Origin of the sequence: Gabonia massiliensis, from assembly GCF_001403595.1 — a bacterium.
Classification (GTDB): domain Bacteria; phylum Bacteroidota; class Bacteroidia; order Bacteroidales; family Coprobacteraceae; genus Coprobacter; species Coprobacter secundus.
In genome coordinates this window covers 132,520-154,487 of sequence record NZ_LN877937.1, presented here as the reverse complement: position 1 = coordinate 154,487, position 21,968 = coordinate 132,520, and the positions used below count along the sequence as shown (strand labels likewise).

23 protein-coding genes, 1 tRNA gene and 2 pseudogenes are annotated in these 21,968 nt (G+C 42.7%); 22 read left to right on the top strand and 4 right to left on the bottom strand.

Going from position 1 to position 21,968, the window contains the following annotated elements:
- From BN2628_RS01915 to BN2628_RS17155, 5 genes are all read left to right on the top strand, one after another.
- Complete coding sequence (locus BN2628_RS01915) at window positions 1-1,362, top strand: V-type ATP synthase subunit B (RefSeq protein WP_055095799.1); 1,362 nt, start codon at window positions 1-3, stop codon at window positions 1,360-1,362.
- A 5-nt stretch (window positions 1,363-1,367) separates the two neighbouring features.
- Window positions 1,368-1,973 (top strand): V-type ATP synthase subunit D, encoded by a 606-nt coding sequence (locus tag BN2628_RS01910; protein WP_055095796.1) that lies wholly within the window; start codon window positions 1,368-1,370, stop codon window positions 1,971-1,973.
- Complete coding sequence (locus BN2628_RS01905; RefSeq protein ID WP_055095794.1) at window positions 1,970-3,796, top strand: V-type ATP synthase subunit I; 1,827 nt, start codon at window positions 1,970-1,972, stop codon at window positions 3,794-3,796. Before BN2628_RS01910 ends, BN2628_RS01905 begins: the two co-directional genes overlap by 4 nt.
- Window positions 3,797-3,829: 33 nt before the next feature.
- Entirely contained in the window at window positions 3,830-4,249 is a 420-nt protein-coding gene (locus BN2628_RS01900; RefSeq protein WP_055095793.1) for an ATPase, read from the top strand.
- Window positions 4,250-4,495: 246 nt separating this feature from the next.
- Entirely contained in the window at window positions 4,496-4,669 is a 174-nt protein-coding gene (locus BN2628_RS17155) for a hypothetical protein (protein ID WP_154668369.1), read from the top strand.
- Between the two features lie 527 nt (window positions 4,670-5,196).
- Here the strand turns inward: BN2628_RS17155 and BN2628_RS01890 are convergent.
- On the bottom strand, window positions 5,197-5,697 hold the full coding sequence (locus tag BN2628_RS01890) for a hypothetical protein (RefSeq protein ID WP_055095788.1): 501 nt from the start codon (window positions 5,695-5,697) through the stop codon (window positions 5,197-5,199).
- 708 nt (window positions 5,698-6,405) lie between these two features.
- Here BN2628_RS01890 and BN2628_RS01885 point away from each other — a divergent pair.
- Window positions 6,406-8,130 carry a glycoside hydrolase family protein gene (locus BN2628_RS01885; protein WP_055095786.1) on the top strand — a complete coding sequence of 575 codons (1,725 nt, stop codon included), beginning with the start codon at window positions 6,406-6,408 and terminating at the stop codon, window positions 8,128-8,130.
- On the opposite strand, the gene BN2628_RS01880 is transcribed toward BN2628_RS01885, so the two are convergent.
- Window positions 8,106-8,300 (bottom strand): hypothetical protein, encoded by a 195-nt coding sequence (locus BN2628_RS01880; RefSeq protein WP_055095784.1) that lies wholly within the window; start codon window positions 8,298-8,300, stop codon window positions 8,106-8,108. The two genes, BN2628_RS01885 and BN2628_RS01880, sit on opposite strands and share 25 nt — an antisense overlap.
- A gap of 87 nt (window positions 8,301-8,387) precedes the next feature.
- Between BN2628_RS01880 and BN2628_RS01875 the strand changes: the two genes are divergently transcribed.
- The 11 genes from BN2628_RS01875 (at window position 8,388) to BN2628_RS01840 (ending at window position 17,172) form a co-directional block, all read left to right on the top strand.
- Window positions 8,388-8,645 carry a hypothetical protein gene (locus tag BN2628_RS01875; protein ID WP_055095782.1) on the top strand — a complete coding sequence of 86 codons (258 nt, stop codon included), beginning with the start codon at window positions 8,388-8,390 and terminating at the stop codon, window positions 8,643-8,645.
- 252 nt (window positions 8,646-8,897) lie between these two features.
- Window positions 8,898-12,008, top strand: a complete 3,111-nt coding sequence (locus BN2628_RS01870; protein ID WP_082430119.1) for an HD domain-containing protein — start codon at window positions 8,898-8,900, stop codon at window positions 12,006-12,008.
- Between the two features lie 26 nt (window positions 12,009-12,034).
- The gene (locus BN2628_RS17410) at window positions 12,035-12,490 is read left to right on the top strand and encodes an AlbA family DNA-binding domain-containing protein (RefSeq protein WP_257606349.1); all 456 of its coding nucleotides are present in this window, start codon (window positions 12,035-12,037) and stop codon (window positions 12,488-12,490) included.
- Window positions 12,462-13,172 (top strand): ATP-binding protein, encoded by a 711-nt coding sequence (locus BN2628_RS17405; protein ID WP_257606348.1) that lies wholly within the window; start codon window positions 12,462-12,464, stop codon window positions 13,170-13,172. The genes BN2628_RS17410 and BN2628_RS17405 overlap by 29 nt, the downstream gene beginning before the upstream one ends.
- Before the next feature lie 47 nt (window positions 13,173-13,219).
- On the top strand, window positions 13,220-13,387 hold the full coding sequence (locus BN2628_RS17400; protein ID WP_257606347.1) for a Fic family protein: 168 nt from the start codon (window positions 13,220-13,222) through the stop codon (window positions 13,385-13,387).
- A 96-nt stretch (window positions 13,388-13,483) separates the two neighbouring features.
- Window positions 13,484-13,825, top strand: a complete 342-nt coding sequence (locus BN2628_RS01860; RefSeq protein WP_055095778.1) for a hypothetical protein — start codon at window positions 13,484-13,486, stop codon at window positions 13,823-13,825.
- A 485-nt stretch (window positions 13,826-14,310) separates the two neighbouring features.
- Window positions 14,311-14,508 (top strand): hypothetical protein, encoded by a 198-nt coding sequence (locus tag BN2628_RS01855; protein WP_044230841.1) that lies wholly within the window; start codon window positions 14,311-14,313, stop codon window positions 14,506-14,508.
- A 248-nt stretch (window positions 14,509-14,756) separates the two neighbouring features.
- Window positions 14,757-15,056 carry a nucleotidyltransferase family protein gene (locus tag BN2628_RS01850; protein WP_044230842.1) on the top strand — a complete coding sequence of 100 codons (300 nt, stop codon included), beginning with the start codon at window positions 14,757-14,759 and terminating at the stop codon, window positions 15,054-15,056.
- Window positions 15,049-15,390 carry a HepT-like ribonuclease domain-containing protein gene (locus BN2628_RS01845; protein WP_044230843.1) on the top strand — a complete coding sequence of 114 codons (342 nt, stop codon included), beginning with the start codon at window positions 15,049-15,051 and terminating at the stop codon, window positions 15,388-15,390. Before BN2628_RS01850 ends, BN2628_RS01845 begins: the two co-directional genes overlap by 8 nt.
- Before the next feature lie 202 nt (window positions 15,391-15,592).
- Window positions 15,593-15,703: transfer RNA gene (locus BN2628_RS17145), tRNA-Phe, on the top strand.
- Window positions 15,704-15,954: 251 nt separating this feature from the next.
- On the top strand, window positions 15,955-17,172 hold the full coding sequence (locus BN2628_RS01840; RefSeq protein ID WP_044230844.1) for a site-specific integrase: 1,218 nt from the start codon (window positions 15,955-15,957) through the stop codon (window positions 17,170-17,172).
- 150 nt (window positions 17,173-17,322) lie between these two features.
- On the opposite strand, the gene BN2628_RS16645 is transcribed toward BN2628_RS01840, so the two are convergent.
- Window positions 17,323-17,604: a helix-turn-helix domain-containing protein gene (locus BN2628_RS16645; protein ID WP_024988805.1), complete on the bottom strand. Its 282-nt coding sequence runs from the start codon at window positions 17,602-17,604 to the stop codon at window positions 17,323-17,325.
- 4 nt (window positions 17,605-17,608) lie between these two features.
- Window positions 17,609-17,896, bottom strand: coding sequence for a helix-turn-helix domain-containing protein (locus tag BN2628_RS17705; RefSeq protein ID WP_025815054.1), 288 nt, complete (start codon window positions 17,894-17,896; stop codon window positions 17,609-17,611).
- A 339-nt stretch (window positions 17,897-18,235) separates the two neighbouring features.
- On the opposite strand from BN2628_RS17705, the gene BN2628_RS01830 reads away from it, so the two are divergent.
- The 5 genes and pseudogenes from BN2628_RS01830 to BN2628_RS01815 all read left to right on the top strand — a co-directional run bounded on the left by BN2628_RS01830 (window position 18,236) and on the right by BN2628_RS01815 (window position 21,964).
- The gene (locus BN2628_RS01830) at window positions 18,236-18,544 is read left to right on the top strand and encodes a helix-turn-helix domain-containing protein (RefSeq protein ID WP_055095776.1); all 309 of its coding nucleotides are present in this window, start codon (window positions 18,236-18,238) and stop codon (window positions 18,542-18,544) included.
- Window positions 18,525-19,757 (top strand): virulence-associated E family protein, encoded by a 1,233-nt coding sequence (locus tag BN2628_RS01825; protein ID WP_055095773.1) that lies wholly within the window; start codon window positions 18,525-18,527, stop codon window positions 19,755-19,757. The genes BN2628_RS01830 and BN2628_RS01825 overlap by 20 nt, the downstream gene beginning before the upstream one ends.
- 324 nt (window positions 19,758-20,081) lie before the next feature.
- Window positions 20,082-20,759: pseudogene (locus tag BN2628_RS17700) on the top strand (mobilization protein); the annotation flags it as partial.
- Window positions 20,758-21,075 (top strand): annotated as a pseudogene (locus tag BN2628_RS16640) (MobC family plasmid mobilization relaxosome protein); the annotation flags it as partial. The pseudogenes BN2628_RS17700 and BN2628_RS16640, both read left to right, overlap by 2 nt.
- Window positions 21,041-21,964, top strand: coding sequence for a relaxase/mobilization nuclease domain-containing protein (locus BN2628_RS01815; protein ID WP_044230847.1), 924 nt, complete (start codon window positions 21,041-21,043; stop codon window positions 21,962-21,964). The pseudogene BN2628_RS16640 and the gene BN2628_RS01815, both read left to right, overlap by 35 nt.
- Window positions 21,965-21,968: the final 4 nt, after the last annotated feature.

The window sequence follows — 21,968 nt, the reverse complement described above, 5'->3', positions numbered from 1 at the left end:
ATGGCAACAAAAGCATTCCAAAAAATATACACCAAAATCACACAGATTACGAAAGCTACATGTTCGTTGAAAGCAACCGGAGTGGGATATGACGAGCTGGCAACCGTCACCGGCAAACTCGCCCAAGTGGTAAAGATTGCCGGTGAAGAAGTGACTTTGCAGGTGTTCGAGGGTACAGAAGGTATTCCGACCAATGCCGAGGTAGTATTCTTGGGCAAGGCTCCTACAATCAAAGTAAGCGAGCAGCTTGCCGGGCGCTTCTTCAACGCCTTCGGCGACCCCATCGACGGTGGTCCCGCCATTGAAGGCGAGGAAGTGGAAATTGGTGGTCCGTCCGTGAATCCGGTACGGCGTAAACAACCTTCAGAACTGATTGCAACCAGTATTGCGGGCATCGATCTGAACAATACGCTGGTGTCCGGACAGAAGATTCCTTTCTTTGCCGACCCCGGCCAACCCTTCAACCAAGTAATGGCGAATGTGGCCCTGCGTGCGGAGACCGACAAGATTATCTTGGGCGGTATGGGTATGACGAACGACGACTACCTTTACTTCAAAAACGTATTCTCCAATGCCGGTGCGCTCGACCGTATCGTCAGCTTCATGAATACGACCGAGAATCCCCCGGTAGAACGCCTGCTGATTCCGGATATGACACTGGCAGCAGCCGAATATTTTGCCGTGAAAAACAACGAAAAAGTGCTGGTACTGTTGACAGATATGACCTCATACGCCGACGCACTCGCCATCGTGTCCAACCGTATGGACCAGATTCCTTCGAAAGACTCCATGCCAGGTTCCCTTTATTCGGATTTGGCGAAGATATACGAAAAGGCTGTACAGTTCCCAAGCGGAGGTTCCATCACGATTATTGCGGTGACGACTCTATCAGGTGGCGACATCACGCACGCCGTGCCCGACAATACAGGCTATATCACGGAAGGGCAGTTGTTCCTCCGTCGTGACAGCGACATCGGTAAGATCATCGTCGACCCGTTCCGTTCCTTGTCCCGTCTGAAACAACTTGTCACAGGTAAAAAGACACGCAAGGACCATCCGCAGGTGATGAATGCAGCCGTGCGCCTGTACGCCGACGCTGCCAATGCCAATGCCAAGACCAAGACCAAGCTTGAAAACGGTTTCGACCTAACGAACTACGACGAACGCACCCTTGCCTTTGCCAAAGACTACTCCAACCGGCTGCTAGCCATCGACGTCAACCTCGATACCACAGAAATGCTTGACGTAGCATGGAGCCTATTCGGCAAGTATTTCCGTCCGGAAGAAGTGAATATCAAAAAAGAGTTGGTAGACAAATTCTGGCCGAAAGCAAATAACGAATCACCCATAACTAACAACTGAAAAAAGTGGCTATCAAGTTTCAATATAACAAGACCTCCCTCCAGCAGTTGGAAAAGCAACTGAAAGTACGCGTGCGTACGCTCCCCATCATCAAGAACAAGGAGAGTGCCCTGCGTATGGAAGTGAAGCGTTGCAAAAGCGACGCTGCCGCGCTGGATGCGCAGTTGGAAAAAGAAATCCAAGCTTACGAAGCCATGTTCGCCCTTTGGAATGAATTCGACACTTCATTGATAAAAGTCAGCGATGTCCATCTCGGTGTGAAAAAGATTGCCGGTGTACAAGTGCCGCTACTCGAAAACGTAGATTTCGAGATACGCCCCTACAGCCTGTTCAATGCGCCCGGATGGTATACAGACGGGTTGCATTTGCTCAAGTCCCTGGCACATACCGCCATCGAGCGTGAATTTGTCATCGCCAAGTTGAACCTGTTGGAACATGCGCGTAAAAAGACCACCCAAAAAGTGAATCTTTTTGAAAAAGTACAGATTCCGGGCTATCAAGATGCCCTGCGCAAAATCAAGCGGTTTATGGAAGACGAGGAGAACCTCTCCAAGTCATCACAGAAAATCATGAAGTCCCATCAGGAGAAAAGGAAGGAGGCTGAGGCATGATTACCAAAATGAAGAAGCTCACGTTCCTTGTATACCATAAGGAGTACGAAGCGTTTCTGGCACAAATCCGGGAAGCGGGCGTGGTGCACGTAATAGAAAGGCAGTGCGGTGAGATGGACGACACCTTGCTGCAATTCATGCAGAAGCATACCCTCTACAAGAACACGCTTCAGAGCATGTACATCCTAGCAGACAAACAGCCGGAAGAAAAGGTACATGAAGAACTGTCGGCTGATGCTTTGATGAAATCCTACGAAGATCTGCAGGCACAGATACAAGACTCGAACCAACAGATTTCCGCCATCGACAAGGACGTGGCACAAATGGAGGTTTGGGGTGATTTTGACTGGGAAACCATCAGCATGCTGGAAGAGGCTGGCTGGTTCGTACAATTCTACACTTGTCCGGAAAAAAATTATAACGAAACGTGGTCAGAGTACTACAACGCCATTGTGGTGAAAGAGAGCGGCGGACATCTTTATTTCGTAACCGTCACCCCCCGACCGGTAGGGCCGGACATGGAACCGCTCCGTCTGCCCTCGTCCAGCCTCTCGGAACTGAACCGGAAGAAAGCCGGCACGGAAGAAGCCCTTATGCAGGCACAAGCCGAGCTGAAAGCCTTCTGCAAAGCAAATTACAGCACGATGGAGAAACACGCCCTCCGGCTTCAAGGAGAAATAGACCTGCTAAAAGTCAAGCTGAACAGCAAACACCTGGCCGAAGGCACCGTAGTGTTGATTGAAGGTTGGATTCCCGAAGACTGCGAGGCAGATGTGAGGAAACTTCTCGACGAAAGCGGCACTTATTATGAAATAAGGGCCGCCAGGCGCGAGGACAATGCCCCCATCAAGCTGAAGAACAACGCCTTTGCCCGCATGTACGAAGTACTTACCAAAATGTACGGCATGCCCGAATATGCCGAGTTCGACCCGACACCGATACTTGCACCATTCTTCTCGCTCTTCTTTGCCTTCTGTATGGGAGACGCAGGCTACGGATTAGCATTGATTGCACTTGGATCCATTCTGAAAAAGAAGATGTCCAAGTCCATGAAAGGCATGATGAACCTGGTGATTACGCTGGGCATATTCACAACTGTCATCGGTGCCATACTGGGAACCTTCTTCGGCGTAAGCCTCTTTGACTTGGAGATACCCGCCAAATTGAAAGAATTCATGATTGTGGGCAAGATAGGCGAGACCACCTATGACAAGCAAATGTTGCTGGCACTGATTATCGGTGCGGTACATATCTGCATTGCCATGACAGTGAAAGCCGTAGGGCAAACCGTGCGCTTCGGCTTCAAAGAGTCACTCAGCGCTTGGGGATGGCTATTGCTGGTAGTGGGATTCTCCTGTACCGTCGGACTCTCCTTCTTCAAAATCATCTCGGAAAACGTGTCTGCATGGGCATTTGCCGTGATTGGCGGTACTTCCGCCATCGGCATCTATCTGCTGAACAATATCCACCGGAATGTATTTGTCAACATCGGTGCCGGAGTATGGGATACCTATAACATGGCCACCGGACTGATGGGCGACATACTTTCCTATATCCGTCTCTATGCCCTCGGCTTGGCAGGAGGCATGCTTGGCGGCGTATTCAACCAGCTTGCCTTCACGGTGTATGATGCGACAGGCCCTGCCCTTGGCTGGCTGTTCTGCGGACTGATACTGATATTCGGACATACACTGAACATCGCCATGTCCTGTCTGAGCGCTTTCGTACACCCGCTCCGCCTGACATTCGTCGAATACTTCAAGAATTCCGGTTACAACGGTAAAGGCGAAGCCTATAAACCTTTCACAACAGTAAAGAAATAAACAATCAAAAAAACAAATAAAAACAGAAACATTATGAATGAAATTTTAGGTTATCTCGGTCTGGGCCTGATGTTGGCCCTTGCAGGAATTGGCAGTTGCTTCGGTACAACCATTGCCGGTAATGCGGCAGAAGGAGCTTTAAAGAAAAACCACTATAAATCAGCAAGTTATATGATTTTGTCGGCCCTTCCAGCCACACAAGGACTTTACGGGTTCGTAGCTTTCCTGATGTCCATGGGTAGAGACTTTGCTACGGACGGTCCTTTGATGCTGGGCATCGGACTGGGTGTCGGACTGGTATGTCTGTTCTCCGCTATCCGCCAAGGCCAGATTTGTGCAAACGGTATCGTAGGCATATCCCAAGGACACGACGTACAGACCAATACGATGATTTACGCTGCACTCCCTGAATTCTACGCCATTTTGGCGCTGGTAGCTGCATTGATGGTATAGTCTACCTTTATAACTACAAAAATATTCTCTCTTCAATATAGTATATAACTACTGTCAATATGCCTTGTCCAATGACGGATAAGGCATATTTATTTCATCGCACGCAAACGGATGCACCATCCAAGGTGAAGTCCGAGTGTTCCCCGGCCACCTTGCAGAAAGCCCAAGGCCGTGCAAGCTCCTTAGGAAGCCTTTCAGCCGACAATGGGTCGAACATCAAGGCTACTCTTCCAGAACCTCCACTCCATGAAAACACAGCAACAACTTGACCCCGATTCTTGGCACATGCGCTATTTCCAACTATCAGCTTTCCCTATCCTATCAAAAAGCGAATTTCCAAGCCTTCTGTACGAGGAACATATATCTCTTTTCAATGAACCGAAGCATACTTCAATAGCCCTACCCGCTATCAAAATGTAACCTATGTAACTGAAAAACGGCTCATTGAAGCAAACTTATCAATGTGCAAGCGGTAAAACTTAATGCAATCTTAAATGATGTGTGCGGTATAAGTATTCAGAAAAAATTTATACCTACAAAAGCCAACATGAAAGATGTATCGCTGGTTTCGTATAAATCGCTTAAACCTCGTAAATTTAGCTATGTAACTATTACATCTCACAATGGAGGAAAAATATCATTGGCAATGAACAATAAGACACTTATTTTATACCTCATCCTACGAAAATTTCCATTACAAAGATCACAACAAATCATTGCCGGAATATTTATACTTACCATAGCGAATTTAACTGTTACTCCCATTTTAATTCTTGAGGAAGCGTAGGAGAGACTTTCGACTAAAGCGAACTATGCAAAGTAGAAATTCCATTACTCGATATTAAAAGTACAACAAAAAACAGTTGACAATGTAGATCTGCATAAAATAAGCACCTTAACAGCTATTTTCTATAAAAAAAGTGTTTATTTATGCATTGAAAAAACAATTACATAAATTCTTCATAAGTATCAATGGTAAGCTTCAACAAATCCATAGAGTTTTGTAATACAGCAAAAGCTTTATCAATAATATTATAATTTGACACTAATGTATTCGACTCCCTTTCCGTATAAGGATATGTAACAAGTTCAAGCATAAAAAGTTTCTTTTTCATCTCAATAAGTTTCGAAAATGCTTGCATTTTGTCCAAGTATGAATCATAAGTTTGATGGTATGATTCACCTAATTTTCTGTCAAAATTTTTATTATAAAGATATAATTTAACTTCTATTGCCTTAGTATACACCTCATTATAAAATATCGTTATGTCTGAATTAAGGGTTTTTAATTCGTAAATCAACTTTAAATATGATAATTCATGTTCAAGAGAATCAACTCTTTGGACCAAAGAAACCATAGCGACTTGCGAATTTTGAACATTTTGAGCTTGAACTTGGCTAAAAAAGAAAGATAATACAAACAAAAATAACAATAACATATTTTTCATGATATGAATATATTTTAAGCAAAGACTAACAAACGCCTCCACAGAATCTTTCAATGTAAAAATAAAGGTTTTTCAGAAACCAGTTCCGAGACGTGAGCAACATCACATTCTTCATGTTCCAGCTCTCCACACTTTCCTCCTGATATCAATTATTCGACCACTGAAAAAATACGCTGCCCCCAAATAACTCTTTGTGCAAAAGTAGCCAAAATCCTTAATTGGACAAATAAATTGACTAATTCTTAGTCATAATTGGTGCTATTTAGCCGTAAATCGCTTTCGCAAATGGAGACCTACAAATAGGAAATCCTTCCTCTGCGCCTGATTACCGCCTGCTCCCCATTGTCGGAAAGCCCAAACATGGATACCCGATTTTCCCAGAACCCTCTTGATGTAATCTGAATGTAAAAATCGTTGCAAACAACTTGGTTATAAGAATCCCCCTCTTACATTTTAGGGTACCAACGCATAAAATCCCCAATTTAAAAACTATCTTTGCAGTGTTTTGTGCCTTTTTCCAAATATGATAACACTGAAGATGCACCGAGGATACCCACCATGAAAATCACACGATACACAACGATACCGTGGAGAATACCATGTTTCTGGAATCAAAACGAATGACCCTGACGAGTACCCTTCATACATCGGGAACCGACTCCCGAAAAGCATCACAATCATCATTACCAACCACAATAAACCGAAGAAATGAACCAGAATAAGAAAATCAGATTTGCCTTAGGAATTCTTTTATTTTACATTACCGCCGGCCTGCAAGCACAACGCAGCCTGCAAGAAATTCCATTTGCAGACATAGAGATGCAAGGAGAGCTATACCAACGGATAAGTAAAAACTTCGGACGATTGCACGAAGAAAAATATCAGCCCCAAAATGTATTCTTAACAGAAGAAGAGTCCGGCAACTGGCCCGGTGATACAGAAGGCCGCACAATTCTCGCCTTAGTCTTAGACGCACAAGCCTCCCATAAAGCCCCCCTCCATTTAAAACAAATCCTTGACCAGATTCCGGCACATCTGAACGAGAAAGGATACATGGGGCCGGTTTACGAAGGGAAAATGAACGAACAGCAAGTCTCCGGCAACGGCTGGATGCTACGCGGGCTATGCGAATACTACGCCTGGAAGAAAGACCCGGACGTATTGCCGATAATGAAAACAATTGTCGAAAACCTTTTCATCAAAGGAAAAGGATTCTATGCCAACTATCCCATCGACCCGAAATCCCGGAAGGCAGACGTAGGCGCCGAGTCCGGGTCTATACAGAACACAGTAGACGATTGGATGCTATCCTCAGATATAGGATGCGTATTCATAGGGATGGAAGGGACAATCCATGCCTACCAATACCTACGTATGCCAGAACTCAAGGAAGTGATAGAAGAAATGATAACCCGCTTTCTGGAAATCGACCTGGTCAAAATCAAAGCCCAGACCCATGCTTCCCTAACCGCCTGCCGGGGATTATTGCGCTATGACGATATTACAGGAGAAGACAAATACTTGCAGGAAGTCGAGGAACGATGGCAAACTTACAAACGCAACGGCATGACAAACAATCACGAAAATTACAACTGGTTCGGACGCTTCGACACCTGGACAGAACCCTGTGTAATTGTAGACTCGTACCTACTCGCCGTACAACTATGGCAACACACCGGAAAAGTCGAGTACCGGAACGACGCCGAACTCATATACTATAACGGAATCTGCCACACACAGCGCTTTAACGGAGGCTTCGGATGCGACAATTGCCCCAATGGGAAAATGCCTTATCTGAAAGTCCATGCCCCCGAGGCCCATTGGTGCTGCACAATGCGCGGAGCCGAAGGATTGTCACAAGCGGTCAAATACGCATATCGGCTCGAACAAGACACCCTGTTTATCCCCTTCTTCCACCAGAGCGAGCTCTCGTGGAAGAAAGATACAGACAAGGCATTCGCCCTGCAACAAGACACACATTACCCGTTCGGTGAGACGGTATCCCTAAAAGTGAAAAAGAACACGGCCGGGATAAAATCATTAAAACTTCCGATACTGCCTTGGACCTTCGATTACACAATATCCCTCAACGGGAAAGAATGCAAACCCAATGCAAAAAACGGATTCTTCACTTTATGTGCCGATTTTCACCCCGGCGATATCATTGAATTAAAATTCAAACAAAAACTGGCCGCTGTCCCCATGTCACATGCACAAGACAACGACACCTTCAACAAACGCTTCTATTATGGCCCCCTGCTATTAGGAGCCAAAACCGATACCCCTATCAGCTTGGACGAAATAGGACAACTGAGGCCAATGGAAAATCTACACTTCAAAGTGCTCGACCAGAATACCGTACTATCCCCAATCTACCATTTGCTGGATCCGGACGTTTGGGAACCCGATTACAAAAAACAGATATTATTCTGATTCAGCCCCGTCACTACAGCCACATCAAAATCCGAAACAGAAGCGGCACCAAGAACCTGTCCGGACTTTGTGCCCAGACCAGGTTCGGAAGCCCCTCCCGCAGATGTTTTTCCGTTCTTACAAGGAAGATAGCGGGGCTGTCCGACGAGAGAAAACCGGAAAATCTTCATATAGTAAATACACGCACTACAACAATCATACAAATGATCAGCATTTCTATTCTTTCATTATTAAAATAGCAATTTTNAAATCGAGCCATGGATTATAAACAAGCCCTTTCCAATCTGCTATTTTCAGATTTAGCAAATAAATACTTTACAGGGGACCCTATCTCTGAAACAGAGTTTAAACTTATGATTGAGACCATGAAAAGTAAGCATGATGACAGCATCGATAATAGCAATCTAAAAACATGTGATAAAGCAAAGATGAAAATTCTATATGAGAAACTTGCAGATTCTATTCAAGAATATGCTTTAGAAGCCTTAAGAACAGAAAATAAATTAGTCAAATAAAAGCGTTGCAATGAAAGATTTAAACAGACTGAAAATTGTATTGGTTGAACAAAAGAAAACCGGCGAGTGGCTTGCCAAACAACATAGCAAAGCCCCCTCGACAGTTTCCGAATGATACTCAAACAAAATGCAGCCATCGTTGGAGATACACTCAAAGGCTGTGTACGTTTGAGTCTGTTTTCCTCGATAAATCTCGAATCTAATGCAATTTCAAGAAGAACAAGTGACTGGCATAAATAAAACGGAAAAAATATGAATGATAATACCTACTATAAGAACTACACCTTAGAGAAGCATCTGAAATCTCTATCTGAAATGGATAGGGACTATGAGTTATTATACTCTATCTGGAGGTTAAATAAACAGAATCTTGCTCAGGGATTAAACTTAGTTTCTAACGCATATCCTCATTATAGTAAACATGACATTAGTCATTCTATGACTATTATAAACAATATTCAATGTCTATTGGGAGAAGAACGCATCAAACGTTTAGGAGCAACAGATACATTCCTTATATTAATGGCCTGCCTGACCCACGACATAGGAATGATACTCACATATAAAATAATCGAAGAAGAATGGAAGAACGATAGTTTCAAAGAAATTCTAACCAAGATGGCAGATAACAATGATTCGATAATAGCAGAATCTGCCAAATTATTATTAGATAAAAGTAATACAAACGATTCAAAACAAGATAACTTCAAATGGGCTTTAGAGATTAAGAATGCTGTCACTATACTGACTGCCGAAATTTTTAGGAATAAGCATGCCAAACAGAGTGCAGACAACATTCTCTCTAATGACGAGTTTAAGAAACTTGCAGACAATTACTATTCAGAACAACTGCCTAATCGTTTTATAGAATTATTGGCGAGCATCGCTCTATTACACGGAGAGAATTTTAATGATGTAATAATCCGTTTATATCAAAAGGCTAATGGATATAAAGGAGACTATATACACCCTCGTTTCATAGCCTGCATGATTCGAATAGGAGATTTGTTGGACTTTGACAACAATAGATTTGATGCGTTTTCCATTGCCTCTATTAAACAGATGCCGGAAACATCCATTTTACATCAGCAAAAACATGCTGCAGTACGACACATGCTTATATCTCCGTCAAAAATAGAAGCAGAATTAGATTGTCCCGATGAAAGTGTCTATAGGACAGCGAGAAGCTGGTTCGACTGGTTGGAAGAAGAAGTCAATAATCAAAGCCAAGAATGGCCAAACATCGCACCCCCTGATTTAGGAGGATTACCCCCTATTATCAGTAAGGATTCCATAAAAATATTATACAAGGGAATCCAAGCAAGTCCCGAACTGCTGAATTTAAAATTCACAATGTCACAAAAGAAGATGTTCAACATCTTGCAAGGCGGCGGCATATACAAAGAACCAGGACTTGCTTTTATCCGGGAAATCGTGCAAAATGCTTTTGATGCAAGCAAAATTCAAATGTGGAATGATATCAAGGCCGGTATATATGACTCATATTTTGAGGATAACAATACAACAGTAGATACAATATCATTCCCTGATGAGATTATGCCATCCATTTATCGTCAATACCCGGTATGCTTAACTATAACTTGGTCAAATGAACAAAAGGATACCATTCGCATTACGTGTGAAGACAAAGGCACGGGAATTTCAGAAGCTACATTATTAAGAATGACGAAATATGTGGGTGATAGCCATCAAAGAGAGCAGGAATATACCGAGAATTACAAAAATATGCCATATTGGTTAAGACCGACAGCAGCATTTGGAATCGGATTGCAGTCCATCTTTTTTGTTGCAAAAACATTCGAAGTAGAGACTGCATTCCCAAACGAAAAAACCAAGCGTATAATATTTAGATCTGCTGCAGACAATCAATACTGCTCTATTGCAGAAGAGAATATAAACAGAAAAAGAGGTACAACAGTCATTGTTGATATAAACAAAGAAAAGTTTCCCGAACTATTCGGGACAACCTTTAGTTGGGATATCCTAGATTCTGTCGATGTATTTAAGGGTGAAGAAGACGATATATATTTGGCGAAGATAGATAATTTTGTCGTCAATACATTCAAATACATCAAAAACCTTTGCTTTAATTACAAAACAATAAATTCTGAACGCAACTTTGAAAAAGATGTCCTATCAGATTCTATAAAATATACTCCCGTTGATAAAGATTATAAGCTTTCACATAAATATGTAAATGGCCTCTTGGTTTTTGATTTCATCGAAAAACAATTTGGTTCATCATTCAGCCTGTGGTTTAACAATGACATGAAATATCATCATTACCTCTACCAACGGTTGTTATTAAGAGACGTGATAGTTTCTAACGCTAAATTCAATTATTGGAAAACCGGATATTTAGGATTCGAGTGGAATTTAAATAATCAAACTACCGACACCATTGTTGATATATCAAGAGATAATCTTACATATACCGGTAAAGAATGGGTGGCAGATACCCTTCTATCTGAATTACTCCCTCATACAATAGAATTGATATCCGAAGTCTTTGACCAAGAATTGAACGGTACTGACGAAAATGCAAAGAACTTGGATATTCAATACCTAAATTATTGCTTAACTGCATTTGCATATGGTAAAAATAACTATGACCTAACAAAATTATCTCAAAGAGAAATTCCTAAAGATATAGCCTCATATAATAAGCAGGCAATAACAGCTGACAAGTTAATCGAAGCTAAAACACTGATTTTGATCAGTGGTTTCGAAATAAATACAGTAGGCAATATTTTAGAAGAAGAGATAAATCGTATCGAAGAAAAATATAGTGAAATTTTAGCTGATAAGATAATAATTTGGGGAGACAACTATCTTCAAAATGCCTTTACGTTCAATTATATATGTTCTGAAGTTCTCCTCTACAACAACGATTGCAAAATATATAAACTGGAAAAAATCACATCAAATAGCAACGACTACAAACCAATAAAGCATGTTGTGGAATATTTGAATATACTGGACAATATGGGACTCCATAAATGCTCGCGAAAAGTAATCTACGGATTAGAAGAATATCCCAACATATCAGTAAAAAGATGTTGGATATCCGGCTTTGAAAACTTTCCACCATATAGTTCGTGTTGCATTTATTCCCCATTCACAAATAAGAGAGAAATAGAAAACTTACTGAATCATGCCAAGGATATGCCGGAATCAGATATAAAAAGTTATATCCGTGAAAACTTGTCGTCATATATCACCCCATATATGATAAGCATCATTAAGGAGTATAACATACATGCTGATATATCAGATAATAAAATAAAAGAAGATTATATCAAGTTAATATATGACTTTATCAAGTTAAAACAAAATAGTTAAAGCATAACACTAAAATTGACTTTTATATGACAGAAACCAGCCGCACAGAATATAAAAGAGAATTGACTCCCGAACTTGATATAGAAAAAGAAGTCGTGGCCCTTTTGAATTACAAAGAGGGCGGATACATCTATATCGGCATAGACAAGGACGGTTCAACTGTGGGCGTGAATGACATAGATGATTGTATGCTTAAGTTGAAAGACCGCATCAAGCACAATATATCTCCTTCTGCAATGGGGCTGTTTGACATTGCTGAGGAACAAAAGGATGGACATAGCATTATCAAAGTCACAGTAGCAAGCGGCATTGAGAAACCATATTTCAAAACAAAATACGGAATGACCCCGAGAGGTACATATCTGCGTGTGGGAACATCGGCAGAGCCTATGCCACAAGAGCAGATTGACCGCCTGTTTGCCATGCGTACACGCAAATTCCATCGGACGCATTGTGTCCAACCGCCAGGATTTAAGCTTTGAGCAGTTGCGTATCTATTATGATGAGCGAGGCAAAAGGCTCAATGATAATTTCAAGCGGACATTGGAGTTGCTAACAGATGATGGCAAATACAACTATGTAGCCTATCTGTTGACCGATGAGAACGGCAATTCAATCAAAGTGGCTAAGTATTCAAGTCTCGACCGTTGCAATTTGATAGAGAACAATGAGTATGGATATTGCTCTCTTATCAAAGCGACCAAAAGTGTGTTGTCGAAGTTGGATATTGAGAATAAGGTGGCTGCAACCATAACCCCGATGGAACGCATCGAAACTCCATTATGGAACAAAGTTGCTTTGCGTGAAGCTGTTATCAATGCCATCGTGCATAATGACTATTCGTTTGAAGTACCACCCAAGTTTGAGATATTCCCCGACAGACTTGAAATTACATCGGCTGGTCGTTTGCCCGAATCTCTTACAAGGGAGGAGTTCTTCAATGGCATCTCCATTCCTCGTAATAAGGAGCTGATGCGTATCTATCGTGATGTGGAATTAGTAGAGTCGTTAGGCTCCGGCATTCCTCGTATTTTACAAGCATACGGTGAAGATTGCTTTAAGTTTACGGATAACTTTATTAGAATAACTTTCCCTATAAGTGAACAAGATGGCACCCAGTCGGCACCCAGTCGATCCCTAATGTTGAAAACATCGATAAGCTAATTGTTTTCTGTACAGAAGCACGTTCTTTTGGTGAAATGTTGGCTTTTATGAGTCTTACCGATAGAACTAAATTTAGGAGAAAATATATTCGCCCACTTTTAGATGCTGGCATATTGGAACAGACTATTCCAGAGAGGCCAAATAGTCAAAATCAAAAATACCGCCTTACAGCAAAGGGAATGGCATTGAAAGAGGAACTAAAAGACAATAAGTAATTTTTGTATAACCTATCATATAATATATAATAACCATATATTTTCTATATTTTATGATAGATTGTGCTAATAAGTTTATTTGATAATAGATTTGATATGAACAATAATGCAATAGACATTGCTTTTATTGCTACAAAAATTGCTGCTATAAAAGATGAAAAAGCAAGAATGATTGTTGGTGGAGCATCATTAGTATATAATGCTTCACAGATGGCAAGATACCGTTCTATGATTGTAGAATTATCTCAAATATGCAGTTACATTGTATCAAAGGCTCAAATTATAGGATCATATACGCAAGATGAATACAATCTTGCTGTTGAATGCCAACGTCAAATTGAAGAGTGCAATCAACAAATTGCCAAGCACGGAACAATGACAATTATTGATGGTATATCTTTGCTGATTGATGCGTTTAATAATCTTAGCAGAAGGTAGAGAATTAGGGATTCCGAACTGAGGTGGAGCAAAATTTAAGTGCCTCCATTTCTGTTTCAAATTATTTCACTACCTTTGCATCAAAGTAGGAACTCGACTTGGCGAGACACTGCATAATAGTGCAGAATTTAGGTGGAGCAATAGCGGGAGATTATGTTTGTAGCGATTCTTTAATGTAAAGATATAAAGCCATTTAGAAATGGAATTCATTTTCTGGTAGCGCCACTGAAAATCAGAGAGTTAAAATAAAATATAGCTCTCTTTTTTATTATCTTCACCCCTTGATTGAGCCTCAGTTTCAACCCTTTGTTTCAACCGTGGCAATCACAGTAAAAGAGCTTTGTTACAAGTATAAGGTACCCACTAACAACGAATCACCTCCAATACTGAGAAGTGACAAAAGACAGAAAACCAAAATATGCCAGTCTGGGCATATCCGTGAATCTGCACATTGGGACATCTCCAAGAATAAGCCAAAGGCATGAATGTCCAAATGCGTAATCACAGTTTATGAACCTAATAGCACCGAACTATACAACCAAGAGAAATATGCTTATCTTTACAGTGAAACAACAAGCGTGTTTCCTTGTGAATATGACGGTTTTAAAATAAAAGGTCAAATTGAGGGAAACACGATGAAACATACCGATAAATATGGTACTTATACTTCATCCAAGAAATAGTGCTACGATAAATTTCTAAAACGGCATTTATGCAAAATAAGCATGAGAGCCGTCTCTTTTTGTCTGTCCAATTTCTCTTTCAGTTCTTCTTAAAAGAAGATATAGGATACGCTGAAAATCAGACATGAGTATAAAGAGTACCTTTTTTGAAGAAAGTTCATTTTACAGGAAGAGTTAGAAAAAAAGTCCTCACAAGAATATAAAGAAATTATAAATTTAGTATCTTTGCATTATAAGTAAGTTCGTTTATGAAGCTGATAGAAAACAACATACATAAGATTATCGCTTTGTGCAAGAAGCACAAAGTAAGCAAATTGTTTGTGTTCGGTTCTATCCTTACCAATCGTTTCAATGACAATAGCGATGTGGACTTGGTTGTCTCTTTTAACAAGGCAGAAGTAAGCGATTACTTCGACAACTACTTTGATTTCAAATATTCGCTGGAAGAATTGTTTGGCAGAGAAGTTGATTTGTTAGAAGAACAGACCATAAAGAATCCATATCTGAAAAAGAATGTGGATGCAACAAAAGCATTGATATATGGATGATTTGATAAAAAAGCACTTGCAAGATATTCTGACTGCCGTTGAAGAAATAGAAAGTTTCTTTGATGACAAGCCGAAACTGTTTGAAGACTTTTACAGCAATCTCTGCCTTAGACGTGCCATTGAACGGAATATAGAAATTATAGGTGAAGCCATGAACAGAATCTTAAAAACAGATAGAAACATAGCTATCACCAATTCACGAAAGATTGTAGATGCAAGAAATTATATCATACATGGATATGATAGTTTGTCGGCTGATATTCTTTGGAGCATGGTTATCAATCATCTGCCGAAGCTGGAAGATGAAGTAACAGCATTACTGAATAATAAATGATACAGCCTTTCTCAATACCGATATACTGAAAACTGGGATATTGATATAAGGAAGAAATACCTATCCATACAAAAAATATAGTAATCAGAGATAATCAGTACATCCATTAACAATTCAAGCCGTTTAAACCCATGTTTAAACCAAGCGAATAGATAATAAAATTACGGGAAATTTTAGTAACTCCACTGATTCATAAAGTGACATAGCTCAGTTGGTTGCTTCCAAAAGTGAGCGTTAGCGAGCTTTCGAATGTCGAAAAAAAGCAAAGGACTGAAAATCCTTGTGTCCCCCGGTTCGATTCCTGGTGGCACCACTTTTTAAGAAGGAAAAATGATGTAAATCCCTGAATTTCAAAGAAGTTCGGAGATTTTTCTTTTCCAAGAGTAAGCAAAATTAGTGGGATTGAAGCAAACTATACGTCCTTATTCAAGGGACTGGTTTTAAAAGCCCGGAATGTTCCACTGCGAGGTATTTACTTCATTCTTTTACACCACGTTACACTATTTTACATAACAGGGTTCTCGGTTCGATTTCCTAACTTTGTATCATTAAAAATTGAGCCGTATGGAAAGAAAAAGATTCAGCGTGTTGTTCTTCATCAAGCGTAGCAAACTGTTAAAAAACGGGGAAGCACCCGTGCGTGTGCGTGTCACTTATGACCGCCTATACGTGGAACTTCAACTAAAGCGGAGCGTAAAAGTCCCACTTTGGTCGCAGGAAAAAGAGAAATCGACAGGCAAAGATCGAAACTCCGTAGAACTTAACCATTACATTGACGCCCTGCGTGTGAAATTCTATCAGATTTACCAAGATTTGGAACTGGAGGGAAAGATTATCTCCGCACGTGCCATAGTGAACCGCTATCAGGGAAAGGACAAGACTTTCAAGACATTATATAATGTATTCAAAGAACATAATGACAACTGCCGGAAGCTAATCGGGACGGATTATGCCGACATCACCGTAAGACGTTACGACAATTGCCTTAAATACCTCATAGAACTGGTTAAACGGGATTACAAGGTAGATGATATGTTACTGCGTGAGGTAAACGGGGAACTGGTACGCAAATTCGATTTATACCTAAAGACGGAGAAGCATTGCGCACAGAATACCGTTATCCGGTACATGAAATGTTTTAAGAAAGTGATAAACCTTGCCATTGCCAACAAGTGGCTGACAAAGAACCCGTTTGCCGGAATCAAGTTTCACGAGGTGGAAGTAAACAAACAGTTCCTAAACCAAGCCGAGATAAACCGGATATGGCAGAAAGAGTTCAGGATTGAACGGCTGGAACTGGTACGGGATGTTTTTATCTTCTGCGTATATACCGGGCTGGCATTCATAGACGTGTATAACTTGCGCCCCGAACACGTTTCAGAGGACAGCAACGGCAACCTGTGGATAGTGAAACCCCGTGAAAAGACAAACAACCTCTGTAACATCCCGCTTTTGAGCATTCCCAAACAGATACTTGAAAAGTATAAGGATAATCCTTACTGCATGGATAAAGGAACTTTGTTGCCCGTTCCCTGCAATCAGAAGATGAACAGTTACCTGAAAGAGATTGCCGATCTGTGTGGTATCAAAAAGAACCTGACCACGCACACAGCCCGGCACAGTTTCGCTTCGGTTATCGCACTGGCTAGCAACGTGTCACTACCGAACGTGGCTAAAATGCTGGGGCATTCATCCACCCGAATGACGCAGCATTATGCGAAAGTATTAGACCAAACGATACTAAGGGATATGCAAGCCGTTGAGAAACAGCTATCCGTATAACCACGAAGAAGCCAGCAACACAGTTTTCAAGAAAACGTGATTGCTGGCTTTCAATCAAACAATATAGAAAACAAGACAGCTATATTTCAATACTTCAATATTCCAAGAAAGCAAGACATCAATAAAACAAGATTTCATGTTTTCAAGATTTCATTTTCTGTAATGCCTTTCCAGCAGGTCTAAAATCTCGCTTTCACGGTAGATGATTTTTCCCGGAAGCTGCACGTACCCCAGCAGCCCCGTGTCCCTGTAATCCTGCAACGTCCGTTTGCTGATGCAAAGCCGCCTGCACACCTCATCGCCCGTCAGGTAGTGTTCACCGTTCAATACCGGGCGATAGTTCATTACCACGTACTCCACGTTTTCCAGCACCCTGTCGAGGGAGGAAAACAGTACCAGTGTGGTTTCGGAATCTTTCGTTATCAAATCCATACGCCTACTTTTTAGAATTGTCCCTTACTTGGTCGAGCAGAAAGGCTTCCACGTCCGAAGCCTTGTAGTAAATCTTATTGTTAATCTGCGAATAAGGCAGTTTCCCCGTATCACGGTAAGTCTGCATCGTCCGGGCTGAAACATTCAGCAAACGGCAAGTCTCGCAGTTATCCAGCCACTTGTCACGCTTCCTGCGTAAAGGCACGCAGAGCGCATCCACACGACCCACAAAATTTTCAAACCTCTGTTTCCATAGTTCAAACGTTTTCTTTTCAATCGTCACTATTTCCATAACCGATATATTTATTCTTGTCAATACTCCGTTTTTCTTCACTGGTGCAAATATATAAGGCTGAATGACAGGTTGTTTCTTCCTGTCCGCAAATGACCTTGCGTGTCCGAAAATGTCCACCGCCAACCCAACAACAACACGAAAGAAATGAACCGATAACAAAAAACCTGTTTTTTCTCCACTCCCTAAATAAGTAAGGTAATGAACACAAAGCCGTTTTCCATTTGCCGACATTAATTTGGCGCAGAGCGAAGCAAAGCGATTCCAAACGGCTGACGCTTTGTTTTTTACAGATTTTTCTTATTTTATTTGTGGTGCTAATTCAAAAAACAAGCACCTATGAACAATCCTCTCGAAGAAATTTTCAAACGGCTGGAGAACATCGAAAAGATGATTGCCCCGGTCATGGGCGCACAGCCTGAAGAACGGCAGGACGGAAAAGAGCCTGTGTTAGTCAAAATATCCGTTGCCAGCGGCATAACCGGGTATTCGGTCAATTACCTGTATCATTTAGCCAGTAAGGGGATGATACCGTGTGTCAAGCGTGGGCGTACCCTGCGTTTTGACATGGAGGAACTCAAAAAGTGGATGCAGCAGCAGTATGTCCCGGTTTCTAACAGACTTCCCGATGAAAAAGAAAAGAAGTGATGATGCACGGCATATCGAGGGCTGGCAGTCAAAGAACGAGCGCATCGAAAGCCTGTTGAGCGTCCTGTACGATTTCCGGTTCAACACCGTAAAGAGCCGGACGGAATACCGGGCTGCGGATTCTTCGGGCTTGTACCAGCCCGTTACGAAATTCGTTCTGAACTCGTTCAGGCGCAGGCTGGATGCGACCGCTGGTATCGTCACCTCTGCCGAGAACATCCGTACCATACTGGAAAGCGATTTCGCAAGAAAGGTACATCCCATACGGGAATACTTCAACGCCCTGCCGCTTCTCAATCCAACCGAACACGGGCATATCGGCAGGCTCCTGAACACGGTACAGGTAGCCAACCCCGGCAAATGGGAGGAATATTTCACGAAATGGCTTATCGGTGTGGTAGCCAACGCCATGAATGACACGGGATGCCAGAACCATACCTGTTTGGTATTGACAGGGGACAAGCAGGGACAGTTCAAATCGTGGTGGCTGGACAACCTTTGCCCGACACCGCTTAAGAACTACCTGTTCACCGGGAAGATAGACCCGCAGGGTAAAGACATCCTGACACTGATAGCCGAATACCTGTTCATCAACATTGACGACCAGCTAAAGGAACTCAACAAGCAGAACGAGAACGCATTGAAGAACCTTATCACCACCCCGGCGGTAAAGTTCCGCAGACCGTATGATGTTTACATAGAGAAATACCCCCACCTCGCCAGCTTCATGGCTTCGGTGAACGGCAACGAGTTCCTGACCGACCCGACAGGCAGCAGGCGTTTCTTGCCGTTCGAGGTGCTGCACATAGACAAGCCCACGGCAGAAAGCATCCGCATGGATAACGTCTATTCCGAAATCATGTACCTGTACCGTCAGGGCGTACGCTACTGGTTCAATGATGCGGAGATTGGGGAACTGCACCTGACAAATGCGGAATTTGAGGTGCAGACGGTCGAGTTCGAGATGCTGGCACAATACTTTGAGAAGCCGACAGAGAGGGAAGAAGCCCTGTTTTTTATGACAACGGCACAGATACTGGCACGCTTACGGGATATATGCCCCATGCAACTATCCGAAAAACGGCTGGGGGAAGCGTTACGCAAAGCCGGGTTCAAACGGGTACAGAAACGTATCGACAAACAGACCTATTCGGTATATGGGTATAGGATAAAGCCTGTTCCAACATCCTGTACAAACAACGATTACGGTTAGCACGGTCATTTTACGATTGGGTATTACTGCAACGCAGTAACTGCCATAGTAAGATATATTTTTATTTTATATCCTGTATATCAGATATTTAATAATAACGCAGTAAGCAGTAAGATAAAACCGCAAACTTTTGGAAAAGTTTGGAAAAAGAAAAAACGCAGGAATTATCAGGGTTATATTTCTATCTTCTTTTGAAGAAATAACTTACTTATCTTACTGCATAAGAGATAATCCGCTGAAAGAAAAAGAATTATGCGAAGAAACATAGCAATTTTTCTTCTTACTGTGCTACTGCAATTTATCAACATCAAAAAAATAAAGATTATGACCTACAAGGAAGCCAACAATATCAGTATCAAGGATTACCTGAACTCTTTGGAAATCCAGCCCGTCACGGAAAAGGGAAGCTACGGGATGTACCGCAGCCCCTTACGGGAGGACAACACGCCGAGTTTCAAGGTGGATTATAACGCCAATCTATGGTGTGACTACGGAACTGGCGAGGGCGGGACGCTCATCGACCTTGTGATGAAGCAGAACGGGTGCAACGCCTACGGTGCTATCTGCCGACTGGAGCAGGGCGACATTACCTCTTTTTCCTTTCACGGGAAAGACCTGCCCGAAAGGGACACGAAAAGGCAGGCAGCCAGCCCGATAGAGATACGCAGAATACAGCCGTTACAGAATCCGGCACTCATGCGCTACTTGCAGGAAAGGGGGATTTCCCCCGGAACGGCAGCCCCATACGTGCAGGAAATGTATTACCGTATCGGTGGCAAGCCTTATTTTGCGCTGGCGTTCAGGAATGATTCAGGAGGTTACGAGCTTCGCAATCCCCGTTTCAAGGGCAGCACATCGAAAGACATCACCCACATAAGGCAAAAGGGAGAGCAGAGAGACACCTGTTTCGTGTTCGAGGGCTTTATGGACTATCTTTCATTCCTCACTATCCAGCAACAGAAAAGCCCGGGTATGCCCTGTACCGACTGGCAGGATTACGTTAGTCAGCACGAAGCTGACCGAGTTACAGTTCTACGCAATCAGGAAGCGAGCCGGGGAAGCCGGGCTGCACGTCAGCGAGTACGTCCGGCAGGCGGTCGTTTCGGCAGAGGTAACACCCAGGCTGAACAGGCAGGATGCGGACACTATCCGCAAGCTGGCGGGCGAAGCCAACAACATCAACCAGCTGGCACACCGGGCGAATGCCGGAGGATTCGCACTGGTGGCGGTGGAACTGGTGAAACTCAAGAACAGGATTGTCGAAATCATAAACCAACTGTCGGATGATTGGAAAAATAAGAAAGGGAAGCGGATTTAAAGGCTGCGTGAACTATGTACTCGGCAAGGAACAGGCAACCTTGCTTCATGCGGAGGGAGTGTTAGCCGAAAGCAACCGGGACATCATACGCAGTTTCATACTGCAAGCCGGGATGAACCCCGACCTGAAAAATCCTATCGGACATATTGCGCTAAGCTATTCCCCGGTGGACGCACCCAAGCTGACAGACGGGAAAATGGTACAGCTTGCACAGGAGTACATGCGTGAAATGAAAATCACCGATACGCAGTACATCATCGTGCGCCACCAAGACCGGGAACACCCGCACGTGCATATCGTGTTCAACCGTATAGACAACAACGGCAAGACCATTTCGGACAGGAACGACATGTACCGCAACGAGCAGATATGCAAGAAGCTGAAAGCCAAACACGGGCTTTATTTCGCTAAAGGCAAGGAGCATGTAAAGCAGCACCGTTTGAGAGAGCCGGACAAATCCAAATACGAGATTTACAATGCCGTAAAGGATGAAATCGGGAAATCAAGGAACTGGCAGCAGTTACAAACCCGGCTGGCAGAAAAGGGTATCGGGATTCATTTCAAGTACAGGGGACAGACTGGCGAAGTACAGGGCATATCCTTTTCCAAAGGCGAATACACGTTCAAGGGTTCGGAGATAGACCGCAGTTTCAGTTTCTCCAAGCTGGATAAATGCTTCGGGGATGTGGGGCTGAACACTGCCGGAAACAATAGGCAGACGGTTTCCGCACCTGTTCAGGAGCCAGCGCAGACACCGGGAAAAGCCGACAGTCCGTTACTGGCAGGCTTGGGCGGTCTGTTCTCCGCCCCGTCCTCTCCGGCTGATGAAACGCCCGACAATCCCGGTGAAAGAAAAAAGAAGAAAAAGAAACGACACTTAAAATTATAGGAAC